The sequence below is a fragment of the Carbonatibacter coralli genome, assembly GCF_039592655.1.
GTDB classification, from domain to species: domain Bacteria; phylum Pseudomonadota; class Alphaproteobacteria; order Kiloniellales; family Kiloniellaceae; genus Carbonatibacter; species Carbonatibacter coralli.
This window is the reverse complement of the sequence record NZ_JBBUTJ010000001.1, coordinates 52,532-70,454: the sequence shown is the minus strand read 5'-3', so window position 1 is coordinate 70,454 and position 17,923 is coordinate 52,532. Positions and strand designations below refer to the sequence as shown.

The following is a 17,923-nucleotide window of genomic DNA, read 5'->3' as shown; positions in this document are numbered from 1 at the left end:
AAAGCCAGTCTTTCCTATTACCTTTAGAAGGTCAACACAGGAAAAAGGAGTTTAAGAATGGCGACAACAGATCGCGTAATTGCCCTCCGTGCCAAGCATCACAATCTGGAAGCTGAAATCGACAAGGAAAAGCAGCGTCCTTATCCTAATGACAACTACATATCGGAAATGAAACGCGCAAAGCTGAAAATCAAGGATGAAATCGCAACTTTGCATGCGTAAGACATACGACCCGATCAGGGAACTGGTTTAAAAGGCTGGCATATCACTAAGACCAGCTTTTCAGACAAAACCGCCGCAAGTCAGTTGCGGCGGTTTTTTCATGGGGGTGACGCTTGTACGCAGTGACAGAAGCACCGCTCCCCTTTAGGATCGCGGGAGTGATTGTGGAGTGATGTGATGTCTGAAAAGTTTGACCGGATTTCCCCGGAAACCATTCATACTCTGGTGCACAGCTTTTACGGGCGCATTCGCGCTGATGGTGTGCTTGGCCCTGTCTTTGAAGAGGTGGTGCAGGGACGGTGGGACAGCCATCTGGAAACGATGGTCAGTTTCTGGTCCTCGGTGATGCTTGCAACCGGCAGTTACAAGGGCAATCCCATGCGCAAGCACATGGAGGTTCCCTCTATCAGGCAGGAGCATTTTGCGCGCTGGCTTCTGATCTTTGGTGAAACAGCCCGGACACTGTTTGAAGACAGGCAGGCCGGGGCCTTTGAGGAAAAGGCCGGGCGGATTGCAGAAAGCCTTCAACTGGGACTTTTCTACCGGCCCGAGGATCACATGCCTGCACGCTCGGCAAAGGTTGACAGCGGCTTTAGGAAATAGATGGCTAGATGAAACAGAAAAACCCCGGCTGATTTTCAGCCGGGGTTTTTTTTAGGGTTGGGCCCTGTCTCAGAGAGACAGGATACCAAGGCCGTTCAGCAGGATCAGTGCAATGGCTGCCGGAGCAACAAAGCGCAGAATGATGATCCAGATGTTGATCAGCAGGTTGTCTCCGCCCATTTCTTCCTTGGCTTTTGCACCCATGACCCAGCCAACGTAAAGGGACACGAGCATACCGCCCAGTGGCAGCAGCAGGTTGGCTGTGAAGAAGTCCATCAGATCCAGGAAGCCTTTGCCAAAGAAAGTGACATCGCTCATGACGCCCTGAGAAAGGGAGGATGGAACACCGAGGATGAAGGCGATGACCGCGGTTCCGATAACGGCTTTGCCACGGCTGATGCCGCGTTCACCGGCAAAGCTGACAACCGGTTCCATCAGGGAGATGGAAGAGGTCAGTGCGGCGATTGTCAGCAGGAAGAAGAACAGACCACCAAAGATCACGCCACCAGGCATGGAGTCAAAGACTGCAGGCAGGGTGATGAAGGTCAGTGCAGGACCGGCGCTGGGGTCCATGCCCATTGCAAAAACAGCAGGCAGAATGGCCAGACCGGCGATAATGGCCACGGCTGTGTCAAGGAAGCCCACATAGAAGGAGGACTTGCCCAGTTTCTCTTCCTTGGAGAGATAGGAGCCATAGGTGATCATGACGCCCATACCCAGGGAAAGGGAGAAAAAGGCCTGCCCCAGAGCGGCCATGACTGTTGAGCCGGTGATCTTGCTGAAATCAGGTTCCAGATAGAAGGAGATACCTGCTTCTGCACCCGGGAGTGTCACGGAGCGGACAACCAGGGCAATCATGATGATGAAGAGCAGAGGCATCAGGATCTTGCCTGCGCGCTCAATACCCTGCTTGATGCCACCCATCACGATCACGGCTGTCAGGGCCATAAAGATCGCAGCATAGATCAGGGGTTGAACCGGATCGGCAATAAAGCCGACAAAGGCATTGGTGAAGCCGTCGCCGTCCAGACCGCTGAAGCTGCCGCTGACAGTCTTGACGATGTAGGCAATTGTCCAGCCTGCGATCACGGCATAGAACGACAGAATCACAAAGGCTGCAAGGATGCCCATATAGCCAATGACGGACCAGCCGGGTGTGCCGAGTTTCTTGAAAGAGCTCACTGCATCATGTTGACTCTTGCGGCCGATAACCATTTCGGCGCCGAGGACAGAGATGCCGATTGTGAAAACCAGTGCCAGGTAAAGGATGATAAAAGCGGCACCGCCGTTTTCACCGGTGACATAAGGGAATTTCCAGATGTTGCCCAGACCGACGGCAGAGCCTGCCGCAGCCATAATAAAGCCCAGTCTGGAACCCCAATGTTCGCGTTTGCTTGTCATTGTTAAGTCCAGCAATAATTCAGTTGTTTTCTCTTTGTTATTCGCCTGATCCTGCGGCATGAAAAAATGTCACAAAACAGACTTGTTTAAACTTCTAGAGGAAGAGCGGGGCCATGGCCCTTGCTAATGAAGTATTGCTGATATGTCTTTAGCGTATGGCTTGAGAATCTTTTGCAACTGAAAAGCAAAAAAGCGCTGCAACCCTTTCGGGACAGCGCTTTTTGATTTCCGGCTTTTATGGAAAAGCCTAGTTCTTGTTGTCATTCCCGTCGAATGAAATGCCGCTTGTGAAGGCAGCGAAAGGATCGTTGCTCACAGTATCGCTGCTGGTGTCTGCAGACTGTTCTTCACTTGCAAAGGGCTCTGGCTGGGGCAGGGTGATGCCGGCAGCTTCCGCTGCAGCGCGTGCCTTTTCAACCAGACTGTTCAGATCACTCTGACGGCAAAGACCCAGCAGAACCGGATCGCGTGGCGTGATGTTGGAAATGTTCCAGTGAGAACGGTCACGGATTGCCTGAATGGTTTTCTTGGTTGTGCCGATCAGCTTGGTGATGTCTGCGTCTGACAGTTCCGGATGATGGCGAACCAGCCAGGCGATTCCGTCCGGCTTGTCCTGGCGCTTGGCAATCGGTGTGTAGCGGGGACCCTTGGTGCGCTTGGATGGCGCAGGCAGATTGTCCTTGCGCAGCAGCTGCAGATCTTTGCTGCTGTCAGCTTCACAGCGTTCAATTTCCTCGCGTGTCAGCTGGGAGTTCGCAACCGGGTCCATTCCGCGAATACCGGTCGCAACCTCGCCATCAGCAATGCCCTGAACTTCCAGCGGGTGGAGGCCGCAGAATTCGGCAATCTGATCAAAGGTCAGCGCGGTGTTTTCTACAAGCCACACTGCAGTGGCTTTTGGCATTAATGGTTGAGACATTGATTCTCCTCGGGGTGCTGCTCTGACAGAATAACAGGAACAGAAGGGTGCAGCACACATCATTCTTCAAAGGGCTGTTTACCCTGAATACACCGGAAGGCAAAGAGGTAAATCTGTACTTTTTGTAATTTTTGTTGCGTTTCTATGTCTTTTGGGGCGTCTGTTCGCCGATTTTTAACACGATCTTTCCAATGTGACTGGAGCTTTCCATCAGGGCATGGGCCTCGTTTGCCTGTTCGAACGGGAAGGTTCTGTTCAGAACAGGGGCCAGCTTGCCCTGTTCCAGCAAAGGCCAGACCCTCTCATGAAGGGAGCGGGCGATGACAGCCTTCTCCTGATCGGGACGGGCGCGCAGGGTTGAGCCTGTGATTGTCTGGCGTTTGAGCATCAGGTGCATCAGGTCCAGTTCTGCCGTGGACCCCCCGAGAAAAGCAATCATGCAGAGCCTGCCCTCAACAGCCAGCAGTCTGAGGTTTTTGGGAATGTAGTCTCCACCCACCATATCCAGAATGATGTCAAATCCCCTGAAACGAAGTCGATCACCTTTGGGTTCGTTCAATTGTTCCAGGGTTTTGAAAGCCGGTTCAAAGTCCTCTTCCCTGTAGTTGATGGCAGCTTTGGCGCCAAGTTTGAGGCAGGCCTGGCATTTTTCCTCTGAACCGGCTGTGGTGAACACCTCGGCGCCAAAGGCACTTGCGAGCTGAATGGCTGTTGTGCCGATGCCTGACGTTCCCCCGTGCACAAGGATGCGTTCCCCGGCCTTTAAATGGCAGCGGTCAAAGAGATTGGTCCAGACCGTAAAGAAGGTCTCGGGAAGTGCTGCGGCCTGCTCAGGGGAAAAGCCCGATGGGATGGGAAGACACTGGGTTGAGGGGACTGCGCAATACTCTGCGTAACCTCCGCCATTGGTCAGGGCACAGACCCTGTCGCCGGTTTTGAAGATGGAGCCGTCTGCCGTCCTGACGACAGTGCCGGAGACTTCAAGTCCCGGAAGGGGAGAGTGCCCCTGTGGGGCCGGATAGAGCCCCTGGCGTTGCAGGATATCCGGTCGGTTGATGCCTGCACAGTCTACTTTGATGAGCACTTCCCCCTTGCCGATTTCGGGCAGGGCAACTTCTTTGAGGGAGAGCGTTTTGTTCTCGATGGTTTGTGCACGCATGGTCGCGGGAAGGGAGTGGCTCATGCCGGATGTCCTTTTGCAGGAAAATGCTGGTATCTGATCCGGATAATACAGCAGAGCAGCTGGCAAGGTCTTGTTTTATGTCAGAAAAGGGCCATTCTTATAAAATCGGATCGTTTTTCACAGGGGCAGTTCCATGGATTATGAAGAGGAAATCCGGATCAAAAAGGACCTTCGCCTGCTTGATCAGGAGCAGCTGGAGCAGATGGGTGTTGAGGAACTTCAGGGTTACAGGAGGTTGCTTTTGGAACAGGCCGAAAAGGTGGAGGCTGTTGTACGTTCCAAGGAAAAACACAAGGCAAGCCTGGACGGGCTTTTTAAATCCTGAGGCTGTTACAGTCGCGGGATAAAAGAAAAAACAGGGAGAAACAGGCGATGGCTTCAGCGGGAAAACTGTCGGGAAAGACGGCACTGGTAACGGGTTCGACGGGCGGCATCGGTCTGGGAATTGCCGAGGTGCTGGCCGCAGAGGGTTGTCATCTGATACTGAACGGTCTGGGCGAACCGGATGTGATTGAGGAGCAATGTGAGGCCTTGCAGCGGACCCACGGGGTCAGGGTCGCCTATGATCCGGCAAACATGATGGACGCCGAAGCGGTGCGCGGGATGGTGGCAAAGGCTGATCGCGACAGTGACCGGGGACTGGACATTCTGGTCAACAATGCCGGGATTCAGCATGTTGCGCCGATTGAAGACTTTCCGCCCGAGCGATGGGATGCCGTGATTGCAATCAACCTTTCGGCTGTCTTTCATGCGACGGCTGCTGCCCTGCCTGCCATGAAGTCCAGGGGGTGGGGGCGAGTTGTCAATATTGCGTCTGCGCATGGTCTGCGTGCTTCTGTCAACAAGTCAGCCTATGTTGCGGCAAAACACGGTGTGGTGGGTTTGACCAAAACCACTGCTCTGGAGGTGGCCGGGCAGGGCGTGACCTGTAATGCGATTTGTCCCGGATGGGTCCTGACGGATCTTGTCCGTGCCCAGATTGAAGCCAGAGCCGTTAAGAGCGGACGGTCCTTTGAACAGGAAGCTGAAGATCTTCTGTCTGAAAAAATGCCGGCCTGTCAGTTTGTAACACCTGAACAGCTTGGCCAATTTTGCGTATTCCTGTGTTCAGAAGGGGGAGATCTGATGACAGGCGGGGCCTATGTTATGGATGGAGGCTGGACGGCCCGGTAGGAACAGGGTTTTCCGAAGTTGTGGTGAATAATTTAATCGCCCCAAAGGTTTGTCTCTTTTGGAGATAATTTGTCGTTTATTGAATAGTGGTGTTTTTTATTGTTTTCATTTCAATGCTTTCTGCTTTTTCTTTCTTGAAAAGAACTGCGTTAACTATTTTTTAGGATTGAATATATTAAGATGAAAACCATATAGAGGATATAGTTCTTGTTGGTTTTTTATGAATACTTTGTTTGTACGCCTCCCTGTTAACTTGTCGCTGATTTATCAGCGACATTTTTTTTGGAACAGGGAATCTGTATTTTGTGAAATAAGTTAACATTTAAGAGCTTTTTAGCTATTTTTTAAACTATAATTTTTTAGGGCTTGACGCTTTTGTCATCTAACCGTAATTTAATACCCGTCAAGGCAAGTTGACAGGGAAGTGATAAGGGCTTGACGCCTAAAAATATCAGGTAAAACAATAGCCTGAATAAAATTCAAAAAGCCTCGCGACATTTCATCGCGGGGTTTTTTATTTGTGCTCTCCGAGGTGATTAACGAAGACGTCAATGAACAGTGACTTGTGTCTCTGCCCATTTGACTGTTTAATCAAATTACGGATCTTTTGTGTGTTGACCTGTTAAAGAGTGGGAGGGAAAGCTGCATCAGCATCATCCCCATAGTTTGAAAAGCCCACTGGAGGCGATTTATCGCGAAGCTTTGGATTTGACCAGAGAAACACGCGATTATCTGACCTATTCCCGTTCACTGCCCGTCAACAGAAGCGAGGGACTGGACAGTGAGGAAAGTCTGACAGTTTCCTGTGAGGTTATGCGTATGACAACGCGCTTGCTGGAGGTTATGTCCTGGTTGATGGCCCAGAAGGCTGTCCATCAGGGGGAGGCTCACAGCGATGGCGAGCCGTTTATGCCCTTGCGCCTTTCCTGTGATGATATCTGTATGAAGGAAATGGAACTTCCTGAAAAAACGGACCCGGGTATTGTCAATCTCTACAGCAAGAGCCTGCAACTCTATCAGCGGATACGTCGTCTGGATGCAAACCTTGACCAGACCCTGGCCCGGATGGAGCGAAAATCATCCGGTGAATGAGCGGGCTTGCGATCAACGCAAAAAACCCTCTGACAAACATTGATCTGTCAGAGGGTTTCTTCATGCAAAAGCCGTCAGGCTGCTGGCTTATTTCAGGCCAAATGCAGCAAAACGCTTGTTGAACTTTGCAACCTGGCCACCAGAGTCGACCAGACGGTGCTCACCAGTCCACGCAGGGTGGGACTTGGGATCGATGTCGAGGCGCATTACATCGCCTTCCTTGCCCCAAGTAGAGCGTGTTTCAAATTCGCTACCGTCAGTCATAACGACCTTGATGGTGTGGTAATCTGGGTGAATGTCTTTTTTCATAGTACCTGATCCCTTTGGGAAGTTGCCGCTTCTTAGCCGAACCTTCGCTTGGGATCAAGCAAAAAGATTATGCGTCCGGAAAGAAAAGGGGAAGGACCCGTCACAATCCGGAGAGGCTGCACGCGGCATTCTGTGCAATTGAAATCTGACAGTCTTTTGTGGTTTTTCAGCAGGGAGTGCAAGATTCTTTTTTGCATTTTTGTAAAAAAGTGACAAAGAGAGTGTGATTTCCTTCTTCAATGAAGGGTCCGGACGCTATTTTAAAGAGAGTTACAATGGCCTCAGCCTCGGATGACAAAACAGCAACTGCGCAAACATCTGCTGCCGAAAGGGTGGAGCAGGATGCGCGGGACAGACCAAAGAACAAGGATCTGAAACATCTGCGTTCCTTGCTGCGTTTTGTCCTGCCCTACAAAATGCAGGTCATGGGAGCCATGCTGGCTCTGGTGGTTGCCGCAGGGACAGTGCTGACTCTGGGGCAGGGGCTGCAGGCGCTGGTTGATGAAGGATTTTCAGACGGGAATGCAGATCTCCTCGACAAGGGGATCTGGGTGCTGTTCGGGGTGATTGTGTTGCTGGCCCTTGCCAGTTATGCCCGGTTTTTTCTCGTGTCCTGGATTGGTGAACGGGTTGTTGCGGATGTGCGCCGTGCCGTTTTTGATCACATCATTTCACTCTCGCCTGCTTTTTTCGAGACGACGCGGACAGGTGAGGTTCTCTCCCGCCTGACGACGGATACGACGTTGCTGCAGATGGTTGTGGGTTCGTCCTTTTCAATCGCCTTGCGCAACATTCTGATGTTTACGGGTGGTTTTGCCCTCTTGCTCTACACCTCTCCGAAGCTGACGGGGCTGGTTGTTCTGGTTGTGCCTTTTGTTCTGATACCGATCATCTTCTATGGCCGCATGGTCAGAAAACTCAGTCGTGAAAGCCAGGACCGTGTCGCCGGTGTCGGTGTCTACGCCGATGAAGCCATTTCGGCTATCCGGACTGTTCAGGCCTACTCCCACGAGCAGGAAGACAGGAAGCTTTTTGGAAACGAGGTCGAGGGAGCCTTCAAAACGGCTGTTGAGCGCATCCGTGCCCGCGCCTTGCTGACTGCAATTGTCATTATTCTGATCTTCGGAGCGATCTCCGTTATTCTCTGGGTCGGCGGGCATGACGTCCTGGCGGGCAGAATCTCGGCTGGCGAGTTGTCGTCCTTTGTTTTCTATGCTGTCGTGGTCGCAGGGTCGCTTGGGGCCATCAGTGAGGTGATCGGGGATTTGCAAAGAGCAGCAGGTGCAACAGAACGCCTGATGGATCTGCTCCATACAACGTCGGACATTGAAGCACCTGAAAATCCCGAAGCCATGCCGGAAACGGTTCATGGGTCCATCAGATTTGATGCCGTTTCCTTCAACTATCCGGCGCGTCCGGATCAATCGGCGCTCAGTGATTTTTCCCTTGAGGTCAAGCCGGGTGAAAAGGTGGCTCTGGTTGGGCCGTCCGGTTCGGGCAAGACAACGGTCTTCCAGCTGTTGCAGCGTTTCTATGACCCGCGCGAGGGGCAAATCCTGCTGGAGGAGATGAATCTGACGGATCTTGACCCTGTTGAACTGCGCCGTCCGATGGGGATGGTTTCGCAGGAGCCGGTGATTTTCTCGGCGTCAGCCATGGAAAATATTCGCTATGGCCGTCCGGATGCGACAGATGAGGAAGTGGTTGAGGCAGCCAGAGCAGCTGTGGCGCACGATTTCCTCGAACGCCTGCCAGAAGGTTATCACAGCTATCTGGGTGAAAAGGGTGTGCGACTGTCCGGAGGGCAGCGTCAGCGCCTTGCCATTGCGCGTGCCATTTTGCGCAATCCGCCTGTGCTGTTGCTGGATGAGGCCACGTCGGCTCTTGATGCCGAGAGCGAGAAAAAGGTTCAGCAGGCTCTTGATGGCCTGATGGAGAACCGCACAACCCTGATGATTGCTCACCGTCTGGCCACTGTCCAGAAAGCCGACAGGATTGTTGTCATCGAGGAAGGCCGCATTGTTGAAAGCGGAACCCATGCGGAGCTGACGCAGCAGGATGGACTCTATGCGCGTCTGGCCCGTCTGCAATTCAGTGATGTTGCCGGGGACAAGGATTCTACTGAAGCCGCCGAGTAACGGGTGTTGAGCTAGAGCTGAAGCAGGGGGCGCTGGGCGAGCAGATCGTTTGCGCGTTCAGGGGCGGCACGCAGGGTTGATGGTGGCTCGCCAAAGGATTTGCTGAAGAGTCTCGAGAAGTGCGCAGCATCCGAAAAACCGCAATCGGCGGCAATATCACTGATGGAGCGGTTGGTGTGCATCAATTGCCACAGGCCGTGATGCAGGCGGATTTCCCTGCTGATTGTCTGTGGAGAATGCCCAAGTTCTGTCAGGAAGAGACGCTCCAGATGCCGCTTGGATACATTGATCTGCTCTGCAATCTCCTGCACCTTGAGCGGAGTGCTGAGGTTCTGCTCGATAATGATCAGGGCCTTGCGAACGCGATCATTGGATGCGTTCAGATAGGTTGAGGGTTGAGGCTGTGCTGCTGTTCCGCCCCGCACACGATCGACCTGCATGATCCGCATGGCCTTCTGTGCAACGCCCCGTCCCAGATGCTGTTCCACCATCCAGACAGCAAGATCAATGGCCCCTGTACCACCAGCGCAGGTGATCCGGTGTCCGTCAACAACGAACATCTGACTGGAAACGGGCGTAACCTCGTCTGAAAGCGCCAGCAGGTCGTTGTGGTGATACCATGAAACACAGCAGCGTCTGCCTTTCATGATGCCTGCACGGACGAGGGCAAAGCTGCCCGTGCAGAGCCCGACAAGCCTGACCTTTTGCTGGGCTGCACGCCGGATCACATCGAGAACCGGCCCCGGAGCCTGCTGTCCTTTCAGCAGCCCCCCCACAACCACAAGATAATCGTACTGCCCCAGATCATCACAATCGGCCCAGGGCTTGATCTCTACTCCGCAGCTGGACGTAACAGGATCATCTGTCAGACCGATCAGAGTCCATCGACAACGGATGGGGCGGCTTTGATCGCCCTCATCGGCCGTGAGGCGCAAAATGTCGATCATGCTTGAAAAGGGAGTCAGTGTGAATTGAGGCAGCAGAAGAAATGCGACATGCAATCCGGGGGCGTTTTCGGTTTCTTTTTCTTGCATTTCTGTCTGTTTTTTCTCTGTTTTCCGGATGTGCAGGAGTCTTTGAAAAAGGCCCTGAAAGGCAAAGCCCGCGTCTCTCCTGGCAGATGGCGTTCCGACGTGATGCTGCTGAAAAGACAAAAGATCGTCGCTTTTGGGGAGTCAGTTTAGCGTTGAGTCGCATTTGTGCAAGTATCTTGTCCGTATTGTTCATGGTGGACTGCGACCTTTCGGCATAGGATGCATACCGAACAGAGATATCCATTAAATTTATTGGAGTGATGTCGGCAATGTCCCGTTATTCGATCTTCAGCCTGGCGCGCAACGCCATGAGCTGGCATCAGAACTGGCCCCGCCAATGGCGCAGTCCGGATCCCAAGCCGGAATATGACGTCGTGATTATTGGTGCAGGTGGTCATGGTCTGGCTACAGCTTACTATCTGGCTAAAAACCACGGCATTACCAATGTCGCAGTCATCGAAAAAGGATGGCTCGGTGGCGGTAACACCGGTCGTAACACAACCATTATCCGTTCCAACTATCTGTGGGACGAGGCTGGTCTTTTCTACGAACACGCGATGAAGCTCTGGGAAACCATGTCCCAGGATCTGAACTACAACGTGATGTTCTCCCAGCGCGGTGTTTTGAACCTTGCACACAACCTCGGTGATGTCCGTGAGTCTGTTCGTCGTGTCAACGCGAACAAACTGAACGGTATTGATGCCGAGTGGCTCAACGCCGAAGAGGTCAAGGAATTCTGCCCGATCGTCAATATCTCCAAGAACTCCCGCTATCCGGTGCTGGGTGCAACCCTGCAGCGTCGCGGTGGTACAGCCCGTCACGATGCGGTTGCCTGGGGTTATGCACGCGGTGCTGATGAAATGGGTGTTGATATCATCCAGAACTGTGAAGTTCAGGGCCTCGATATTGAAAACGGCCAGATCACAGGTGTTCGCACAACGCGCGGCAACATCAAGGCGAAAAAGGTTGCGATGGCCTGTGCCGGTCACACCTCTGTCGTTGCCGATATGGCCGGTATCCGTCTTCCGATCGAATCCCACCCGCTGCAGGCGCTGGTTTCCGAGCCGCTCAAGCCGGTTATCGACTGCGTGGTCATGTCGAACGCTGTACACGTTTACGTGTCACAGTCCGACAAGGGCGAACTGGTGATGGGCGCGGGTATTGATGCCTATGTCGGTTACAGCCAGCGCGGTTCCCTGCACGTTATCGAGGACCAGCTGGCTTCTGCCATGGAACTCTTCCCGCTGTTCAGCCGTGCACGTCTGATGCGTTCCTGGGGTGGTATCGTGGACACCTGTCCTGATGCGTCTCCGGTTGTGGGCAAGACACCTGTCAAGAACCTCTACGTCAACGCAGGTTGGGGTACAGGTGGCTTCAAGGCCACTCCGGGTTCCGGCTGGGTCTACGCACACACAATTGCGAAAGACGAGCCGCATGAACTCAATGCGCCGTTCTCTATCGACCGCTTCATCACCGGTGCTCTGATTGACGAGCACGGTGCTGCTGGCGTGGCGCACTAAGGAGGGATGGAAAATGCTGAGAATTGAATGTCCTTTCTGCGGTGAGCGTGACGAAATAGAATTCCACTACGGTGGTGAAGCTCACATCGCACGCCCGCATGATCCTGATTCACTGACGGACGAAGAGTGGGCGGAATATGTGTTCCTGCGCACCAACGTAAAGGGTGCCCATAAGGAGCGCTGGGTTCACTCCGATGGCTGCCGCAAGTGGTTCAATGTTGTGCGCGATACCGCAACCAACGAAATCATTGCTGTTTACAAAACCGGTGAAACCTACGAGATCCCAGAGGATCGCAAACCACGTCAGGTTCCACCTTGTGACAAAAAAGAGGGTGCGTGATGGCAGAGCAGTTCCGTAGCACTTCTGGAACGCGTGTTGATCGTTCCAAAGTCATCAACTTTACCTTCAACGGCCGCAAGCTGACAGGTGTCGAGGGTGATACCCTGGCCTCTGCACTGGTGGCCAATGGTATTCATCTGGTCGGCCGCAGCTTCAAGACACACCGCCCGCGCGGTATCGTGTCCTGTGGTTCTGACGAGCCGTCTGCACTCGTACAGCTGGAAACCGGTCCGCGCAGCGAGCCAAACTTGCGTGCGACACAGATCGAGCTTTATGAAGGCCTGGAAGCCAAGTCTGTCAACTGCTGGCCGTCTGTCGACTTTGACATTCTGTCCGTAACAAGCCTGGCATCCCGTCTGTTCGTGGCCGGTTTCTACTACAAAACCTTCATGAGCCCGAAATCCTTCTGGATGACTGTTTATGAGCCGCTGATCCGCCGGATCGCCGGTCTGGGTGTTCTCTCCCACGAGAAGGATCCCGACACCTATGATCACATGAACGAGTTCTGCGAGGTTCTCGTGGTTGGTTCCGGTCCTGCCGGTCTGACTGCGGCTCTGGAAGCCGGTCGTGCGGGTGGTCGTGTTGTTCTGGTTGACGAGCAGGCCGAATTCGGTGGCTCTCTCAACAACACACGCGACATTATCAATGGTCGTCCGGCCCAGGAGTGGGTTGCCGAGGTTGTTGCAGAGCTGGAAGGCATGGACAACGTTCGCCTTCTGAAGCGCTCCAATGCCTTTGGTTATTACGATCACAACTACATCACGGTACACGAGCGTCGCACAGACCACATGGGTCCTGGTGCCATGCCGGAGCTGGCCCGTCACCGTATCTGGCACTTCCGCACCAAGCAGGTCGTGCTGGCAACAGGTTCGCACGAGCGCCCGCTGGTCTTTGCCGACAATGATCGTCCGGGCATCATGCTGGCGTCTGCCGGTCAGACCTATGCCAACCGTTATGGCGCTCTGCCGGGCAAACGCGGTGTTGTTTTCACCAACAATGACTCAGCCTACAAGGCGGCTCTGGACCTTCTGGAAGCCGGTATGGAAATCGCGGCTGTTGTTGATCTGCGTGAAAGCGCAGAAGGTGAACTGGCACATGCTGTTCGCAAGAAAGGCGTTGAAGTCATCACCGGTTCCGGTGTTGTCGATACACTTGGCAAGAAGCACGTAAACGGTGTGATGGTTGCGTCTGTTTCTTCCGATGGCGAGAAAATGACCGGTCAGAAGCGTCGCATTGATTGTGACACCATTCTGATGTCCGGTGGCTGGAACCCTGCGGTCCACCTTTTCTCCCAGTCTATCGGCAAGCTTCGTTATGATGACGAGAAGGCCTGTTTCCTTCCGAATATCTCTGCTCAGAAAGAGCGCACAGTGGGGGCCTGTTCCGGTGCCTTCACTCTGCAGGAAGCTCTGGATCAGGGTGCAGCAGCTGGTGCAGCTGCCGCAAAGGATGCCGGTACCGGCAAGGGTGCTGTTACCGTCAAGGCAGAAGGCCTGGTGGTCGAAGAGCAACCGCTCAAGGCCTATTGGGTTGTCCCGACAGATCATCCGGTTGGTCAGGGCAAGAAGAAGCACTTCGTCGACTATCAGCACGACGTGACCGCAGCCGACATTATGCTGGCTGCACGCGAAGGCATGCACTCTGTCGAGCACATGAAGCGCTTTACAACAAACGGTATGGCGACAGACCAGGGCAAGATGTCCAACGTGAACGGTCTGGCGATCCTGTCTCACCAGATCGGCAAGGATATTCCGAAGGTTGGTACAACAACTTTCCGTCCTCCCTACACGCCGGTTACCTTCGGTGCGCTGGCTGGCCGTTCCATCAATGGTGATCTGGCGGATCCTGTTCGCCGCACGCCAATGTACAGCTGGCATGTCGAGAACGGTGCAACCTTCGAGCCTGTTGGCCAGTGGCAACGTGCCTGGTACTACCCGAAAGCGGGTGAGGACATGCATGCAGCTGTTGCTCGTGAAACAAAGGCTCTGCGTGAAGGCGTCGGTATTCTGGATGCGTCCACTCTGGGCAAGATTGACATCCAGGGTAAGGATGCTGCCGAGTTCCTGAACCGCATTTACACGAATGCATGGCTGAAGCTTCCGGTGGGTTCTGCCCGTTACGGCTTCATGCTCAAGGAAGACGGCATGGTCTTTGACGATGGTGTGACCACACGTCTTGGCGAAAACCACTTCCACATGACCACAACAACCGGTGGTGCTGCCGGTGTTCTCGACTGGCTCGAGGAATACCTGCAGACCGAATGGCCAGATCTGGAAGTTTACTGTACTTCTGTGACCGAGGAGTGGTCCACACTCTCGATCGGTGGTCCGAAGGCACGTGCCCTGATGGAAGAGCTGTGTTCTGACATTGACTTCTCCCAGGACGCTTTCCCGTTCATGACCATGCGTGAGGGAACTGTTGCCGGTGTCCCGGCGCGTGTGTTCCGTATTTCCTTTACCGGTGATCTTTCCTACGAGATCAACGTGCGCAACTGGCACGGCCTCCATGTCTGGAAGGCCTGCATGGAAGCGGGCAAGAAATACGACATCACACCTTACGGTACTGAAACCATGCACGTTCTTCGTGCGGAAAAGGGCTTCATTATCGTTGGCCAGGATACGGATGGTACGCAAACACCTCAGGATCTGGGGATGGACTGGATCGTGTCCAAGAAGAAGGGTGACTTCGTTGGTCGCCGTTCCTTCGCACGTGAAGACACGGCCCGCGAAGGCCGCAAGCAGCTGGTTGGTCTGATCACCGAGAACCCGAAAGAGGTTCTGACAGAAGGTGCACAGCTGACCAACGAGCGGGATCACGCTTTGCCTGCCCCGATGCTTGGTCACGTGACCTCCAGTTACTGGAGCCCGAACCTGGGTCACTCTATCGCAATGGCCATGTGCAAGGATGGCCTGAACCGTACGGGTGAATGGATCTACGCTCACGACCGCGGCAAGGTGACGAAAGTCAAGATTGTCAGCCCGGTCTTCTATGATGCAAAGGGAGAACGTCGTGATGGCTGATGAATTTCGTCTGAGCATCATTGCCGACAAGTATCAGGACATGATCAATGGTTCCTCCAGCGGTGACGCTGGAGTGAGCCTGAAAGAAGTGCCGTTTCAGGCTCAGGTCACAATCCGTGGCAACCCGCGCAGTCCCAAGTTCAAGGACGGTGTGAAGTCTGTTATCGGTGTGGATGTCCCAACCAAGGCAAACACCTGCAACACTGCCGGCGATTACACGATCTTCTGGCTGAGCCCGGATGAGTGGCACATCGTTGGCCCGGTTGACAATCAGGACGAGCTGACAGCCAAACTCCGCGAAGCTCTCGCAGGGCAGCATGTCTCTGTCGTTGATGTTTCCGGCAACCGGACCTGTCTGGAACTGTCTGGTGCAAAGGCCCGCGAAGTGATGAAGAAATCCTGTCGTCTTGACATGGATGCCCCGTCCTTCAAGCCGGGCGACTGTGCGCAGTCCCGCATCGAAAAGGCGCCCTGTATCATTCAGATCGTTGATGAAACACCAACCTATCGCCTCTATGTGCGTCCGTCCTTTGCAGAGTATCTGGTGGACTGGCTGCTGGATGCGATGAAGGAATATCGCCTGAGTGCCTGAATGCGGTCCGTAACAGGACAAGAGAAAAACCCGCCGGAAACAACCGGCGGGTTTTTTTATGGGGTATGTCGATCGTGTCGGGAAGGCGCCCGGAAGACAGAGGCCGGATCAGGCGCTGACAGAAGAGCCTTCTTCAACGGCTTCGATCGGACCGGGAATACAGCGCTCTGCCGGGAAGGTGAGGGTGACAGTGGTGCCCTGTCCCACCTGGCTTTCGATTTCCAGTGAACCGTCGTGCTGTGTCATCAGGGATTTTGCCAGCGGGAGGCCAAGGCCTGTTCCCTCGAAGGTTCTTGTCATCGGGGTGTCTGCGCGCATGAAAGGTTCCATGACCTTGTTAAGCTCATGCTTTGAGATGCCGATCCCGGTATCTGCAACCTGGATCATGATCTCGCCGTCCTCGTTCTTCCACTGGCGGAAGGTGACGCGACCGCCCTCGGGTGTAAACTTGACGGCATTGGACAGCAGGTTCAGGAAAATCTGTTTGACGGCCCGCAGGTCTGCCATCAGGCACGGACGCGGACAGGCAATCTCGAAGGCGACCTCAACCTTGTTTGCCGTTGCCTGGCCTGTCACGAGATTAACAGCTGCGCGGGCCTCGTTGATGATATCGATCATCTCGTCTGTCAGCTCGAAGGCTCCGGCCTCGATCTTGGACAGGTCAAGGATATCGTTGATCAGGGACAGCAGGTGCGTTCCGGATGAGTGAATGTCGCTGGCATAGGACTTGTAGTACTCGGAACCCAGAGCGCCCATCATTTCCTTTTTCATGATTTCAGAGAAACCCAGAATGGCATTCAGCGGTGTTCTCAGTTCGTGGCTCATGTTGGCAAGGAAGCGGGACTTCGCCTGATTGGCCTGATCGGCCGTTTCCTTGGCAAGGCGAATTTCCCTTTCCTGCAGTTTCAGAGCGGAAATGTCGGTCGCGATCACAACGGTTTCACCGCCGGGAGTCTGACGGTGTGTCATTTGCAGCCATTTGCCGTTGGACAACTGGATGATCATTGTCTCGTGGCTTTGGGAGTGGATCTTGTGCAGGTTCTGCAGATACTCCTCGGGATCGTCAACCCCGATGAAATCCCCCATCTCGATCAGCTTGCGCATGATGGTCATGAAGGGGGTGCCGATTGTAATGACGCGCGAACGGTTTTCGGAAAGATTCCTGTAGTTGTTGTTGCACAGGACCAGCATTTCGTTCTGGTCGTAAACAGCAAACCCCTCGGACATGGTCTCAATCGCCTGGGAGAGCTGGGCTTCCGAGCGTTTTGCCCGCATCTCCGAGCGTTTGACAGCCGTTTCATATTCCGACTGCTTCGCCAGCAGGTCGTTGTAGGCCGAAACAACAGTGCCGAGTTCATCGTTGGATGACCATTCGACAGGCTGTCTGTTCTTGTGCTGCTTCTCGATTTCGATGGAGCTCAGCAGCATACGTAGAGGCCGACCGATAAAGGTGTTGGTTGCAAGAAGTGTCAGACAGGACAGGACCATCACGGTGACCGCGATGACAAGGGCATCAAAGATCAGGCGTTCCTGAATCTCTTCGCGAATGAGGCTGTCATGGAAGCTGACCTTGACCGAACCGATGGCTTCTGTCTGACCGAAGGCCTGATGATTGATCGGTGCGGTTTTGACCAGCTTGTTGGCGTCTTCATAGCGGTCAATGTTGTCAGCGGGTTTCTCGCTCAGGACCTGGCCATCAACATCATAGACTGTCGCAGAGTAGAATTCGGGATTTCGCGAAAGGGCCAGAAGGATGGATTCAATGGAACGGATGTCATAGTTCCAGACAGGGGTCGCAAGGGATGTACTCTGAACCGCGACCATTTTGTCCAGACGTTCTGTCAGTTCGCTGTTCAGCTTGCGGATGTTGCGGCTTTCAAGAACGGCGAAAAGCAGCAGCAAGCTAAAGGAAATCAGCGGGACATAGACAGAAAGAAGCTTGCCACTGATAGATTTGAGAAAGCGAGATTGCACCTTAAGACCTCTATAACAGCCCTTTTAAATACCTTCGAGCGGCTTGTTCTTTCAGGTCTGAACTACTTATAGGTGTTTATGTCCGTACCCTGAAGAATCTAGTTGCTTGGACAACTATATACCAGTTCTGTGATTTTCGCATCAAGACTAGGACAAACCCGTTAATGAAAAGTGTTTTTTTAAAATGCTCTCTTTAAAAAACTCATTTTTTTGGGATTTTTCACAAAATGGTCGAATAAATATTAGCAATTATTGTTTCTTTTTGCCATCCAAAACAGGTCGAACCTGAACCTGTCCGGGAACTTTAGCGGAGAAATTGGGGAGAAAGAACTTTCCTTGTCTCAGGTTTTGGTAGAAAGTTTCGCAAAAGGGGATTTTGAAATGACTGTAGTGCTTCGGGGGG

Annotated in this window: 16 protein-coding genes; 10 read left to right on the top strand and 6 right to left on the bottom strand. The window is 53.5% G+C overall.

The genetic code is table 11. The annotated features are described in order from the left end of the window. Positions 1–57 precede the first annotated feature (57 nt). Together AAAH10_RS00215 and AAAH10_RS00210 are read left to right on the top strand one after the other, a co-directional pair. Complete coding sequence (locus tag AAAH10_RS00215; RefSeq protein ID WP_343559271.1) at positions 58–222, top strand: YdcH family protein; 165 nt, start codon at positions 58–60, stop codon at positions 220–222. A 177-nt stretch (positions 223–399) separates the two neighbouring features. Further along, positions 400–825, top strand: coding sequence for a group III truncated hemoglobin (locus AAAH10_RS00210; protein WP_343559270.1), 426 nt, complete (start codon positions 400–402; stop codon positions 823–825). A 69-nt stretch (positions 826–894) separates the two neighbouring features. Here AAAH10_RS00210 and AAAH10_RS00205 read toward each other — a convergent pair whose 3' ends face one another. The 3 genes from AAAH10_RS00205 to AAAH10_RS00195 form a co-directional block, all read right to left on the bottom strand. After that, entirely contained in the window at positions 895–2,226 is a 1,332-nt protein-coding gene (locus AAAH10_RS00205; protein WP_343559269.1) for a sodium-dependent transporter, read from the bottom strand. Between the two features lie 247 nt (positions 2,227–2,473). Next, entirely contained in the window at positions 2,474–3,145 is a 672-nt protein-coding gene (locus tag AAAH10_RS00200; RefSeq protein ID WP_343559268.1) for a DUF1013 domain-containing protein, read from the bottom strand. A 142-nt stretch (positions 3,146–3,287) separates the two neighbouring features. After that, positions 3,288–4,328, bottom strand: coding sequence for an NAD(P)H-quinone oxidoreductase (locus AAAH10_RS00195; protein ID WP_343559265.1), 1,041 nt, complete (start codon positions 4,326–4,328; stop codon positions 3,288–3,290). A gap of 133 nt (positions 4,329–4,461) precedes the next feature. Between AAAH10_RS00195 and AAAH10_RS00190 the strand changes: the two genes are divergently transcribed. The 3 genes from AAAH10_RS00190 to AAAH10_RS00180 all read left to right on the top strand — a co-directional run bounded on the left by AAAH10_RS00190 (position 4,462) and on the right by AAAH10_RS00180 (position 6,593). Then, complete coding sequence (locus tag AAAH10_RS00190; RefSeq protein WP_343559262.1) at positions 4,462–4,653, top strand: DUF1192 family protein; 192 nt, start codon at positions 4,462–4,464, stop codon at positions 4,651–4,653. Between the two features lie 47 nt (positions 4,654–4,700). Next, positions 4,701–5,501: a 3-hydroxybutyrate dehydrogenase gene (locus AAAH10_RS00185; RefSeq protein WP_343559259.1), complete on the top strand. Its 801-nt coding sequence runs from the start codon at positions 4,701–4,703 to the stop codon at positions 5,499–5,501. Positions 5,502–6,167: 666 nt separating this feature from the next. Further along, positions 6,168–6,593 carry a DUF1465 family protein gene (locus AAAH10_RS00180; protein WP_343559258.1) on the top strand — a complete coding sequence of 142 codons (426 nt, stop codon included), beginning with the start codon at positions 6,168–6,170 and terminating at the stop codon, positions 6,591–6,593. 87 nt (positions 6,594–6,680) lie between these two features. On the opposite strand, the gene rpmE is transcribed toward AAAH10_RS00180, so the two are convergent. Then, positions 6,681–6,902: a 50S ribosomal protein L31 gene (gene rpmE, locus AAAH10_RS00175; RefSeq protein WP_343559257.1), complete on the bottom strand. Its 222-nt coding sequence runs from the start codon at positions 6,900–6,902 to the stop codon at positions 6,681–6,683. A gap of 275 nt (positions 6,903–7,177) precedes the next feature. Here rpmE and AAAH10_RS00170 point away from each other — a divergent pair, with 275 nt between their 5' ends. Continuing rightward, positions 7,178–9,040 (top strand): ABC transporter transmembrane domain-containing protein, encoded by a 1,863-nt coding sequence (locus AAAH10_RS00170; protein WP_343559255.1) that lies wholly within the window; start codon positions 7,178–7,180, stop codon positions 9,038–9,040. Between the two features lie 11 nt (positions 9,041–9,051). On the opposite strand, the gene AAAH10_RS00165 is transcribed toward AAAH10_RS00170, so the two are convergent. Next, a complete protein-coding gene (locus AAAH10_RS00165; protein WP_343559253.1) occupies positions 9,052–10,074 on the bottom strand; it encodes a GlxA family transcriptional regulator in 1,023 nt (340 codons plus the stop codon). Between the two features lie 269 nt (positions 10,075–10,343). Here AAAH10_RS00165 and AAAH10_RS00160 point away from each other — a divergent pair, with 269 nt between their 5' ends. From AAAH10_RS00160 to AAAH10_RS00145, 4 genes are read left to right on the top strand one after another with little or no spacing between them, the layout of a single operon-like run. Further along, positions 10,344–11,594 carry a sarcosine oxidase subunit beta family protein gene (locus AAAH10_RS00160; RefSeq protein WP_343559251.1) on the top strand — a complete coding sequence of 417 codons (1,251 nt, stop codon included), beginning with the start codon at positions 10,344–10,346 and terminating at the stop codon, positions 11,592–11,594. Between the two features lie 13 nt (positions 11,595–11,607). Beyond that, positions 11,608–11,934, top strand: coding sequence for a sarcosine oxidase subunit delta (locus tag AAAH10_RS00155; protein WP_343559250.1), 327 nt, complete (start codon positions 11,608–11,610; stop codon positions 11,932–11,934). Then, positions 11,934–14,954: a sarcosine oxidase subunit alpha gene (locus tag AAAH10_RS00150; protein ID WP_343559249.1), complete on the top strand. Its 3,021-nt coding sequence runs from the start codon at positions 11,934–11,936 to the stop codon at positions 14,952–14,954. The genes AAAH10_RS00155 and AAAH10_RS00150 overlap by 1 nt, the downstream gene beginning before the upstream one ends. Further along, entirely contained in the window at positions 14,947–15,546 is a 600-nt protein-coding gene (locus tag AAAH10_RS00145; protein ID WP_343559248.1) for a sarcosine oxidase subunit gamma, read from the top strand. Before AAAH10_RS00150 ends, AAAH10_RS00145 begins: the two co-directional genes overlap by 8 nt. Positions 15,547–15,654: 108 nt before the next feature. Here AAAH10_RS00145 and AAAH10_RS00140 read toward each other — a convergent pair whose 3' ends face one another. After that, positions 15,655–17,520: an ATP-binding protein gene (locus tag AAAH10_RS00140; RefSeq protein ID WP_343559246.1), complete on the bottom strand. Its 1,866-nt coding sequence runs from the start codon at positions 17,518–17,520 to the stop codon at positions 15,655–15,657. Positions 17,521–17,923: the final 403 nt, after the last annotated feature.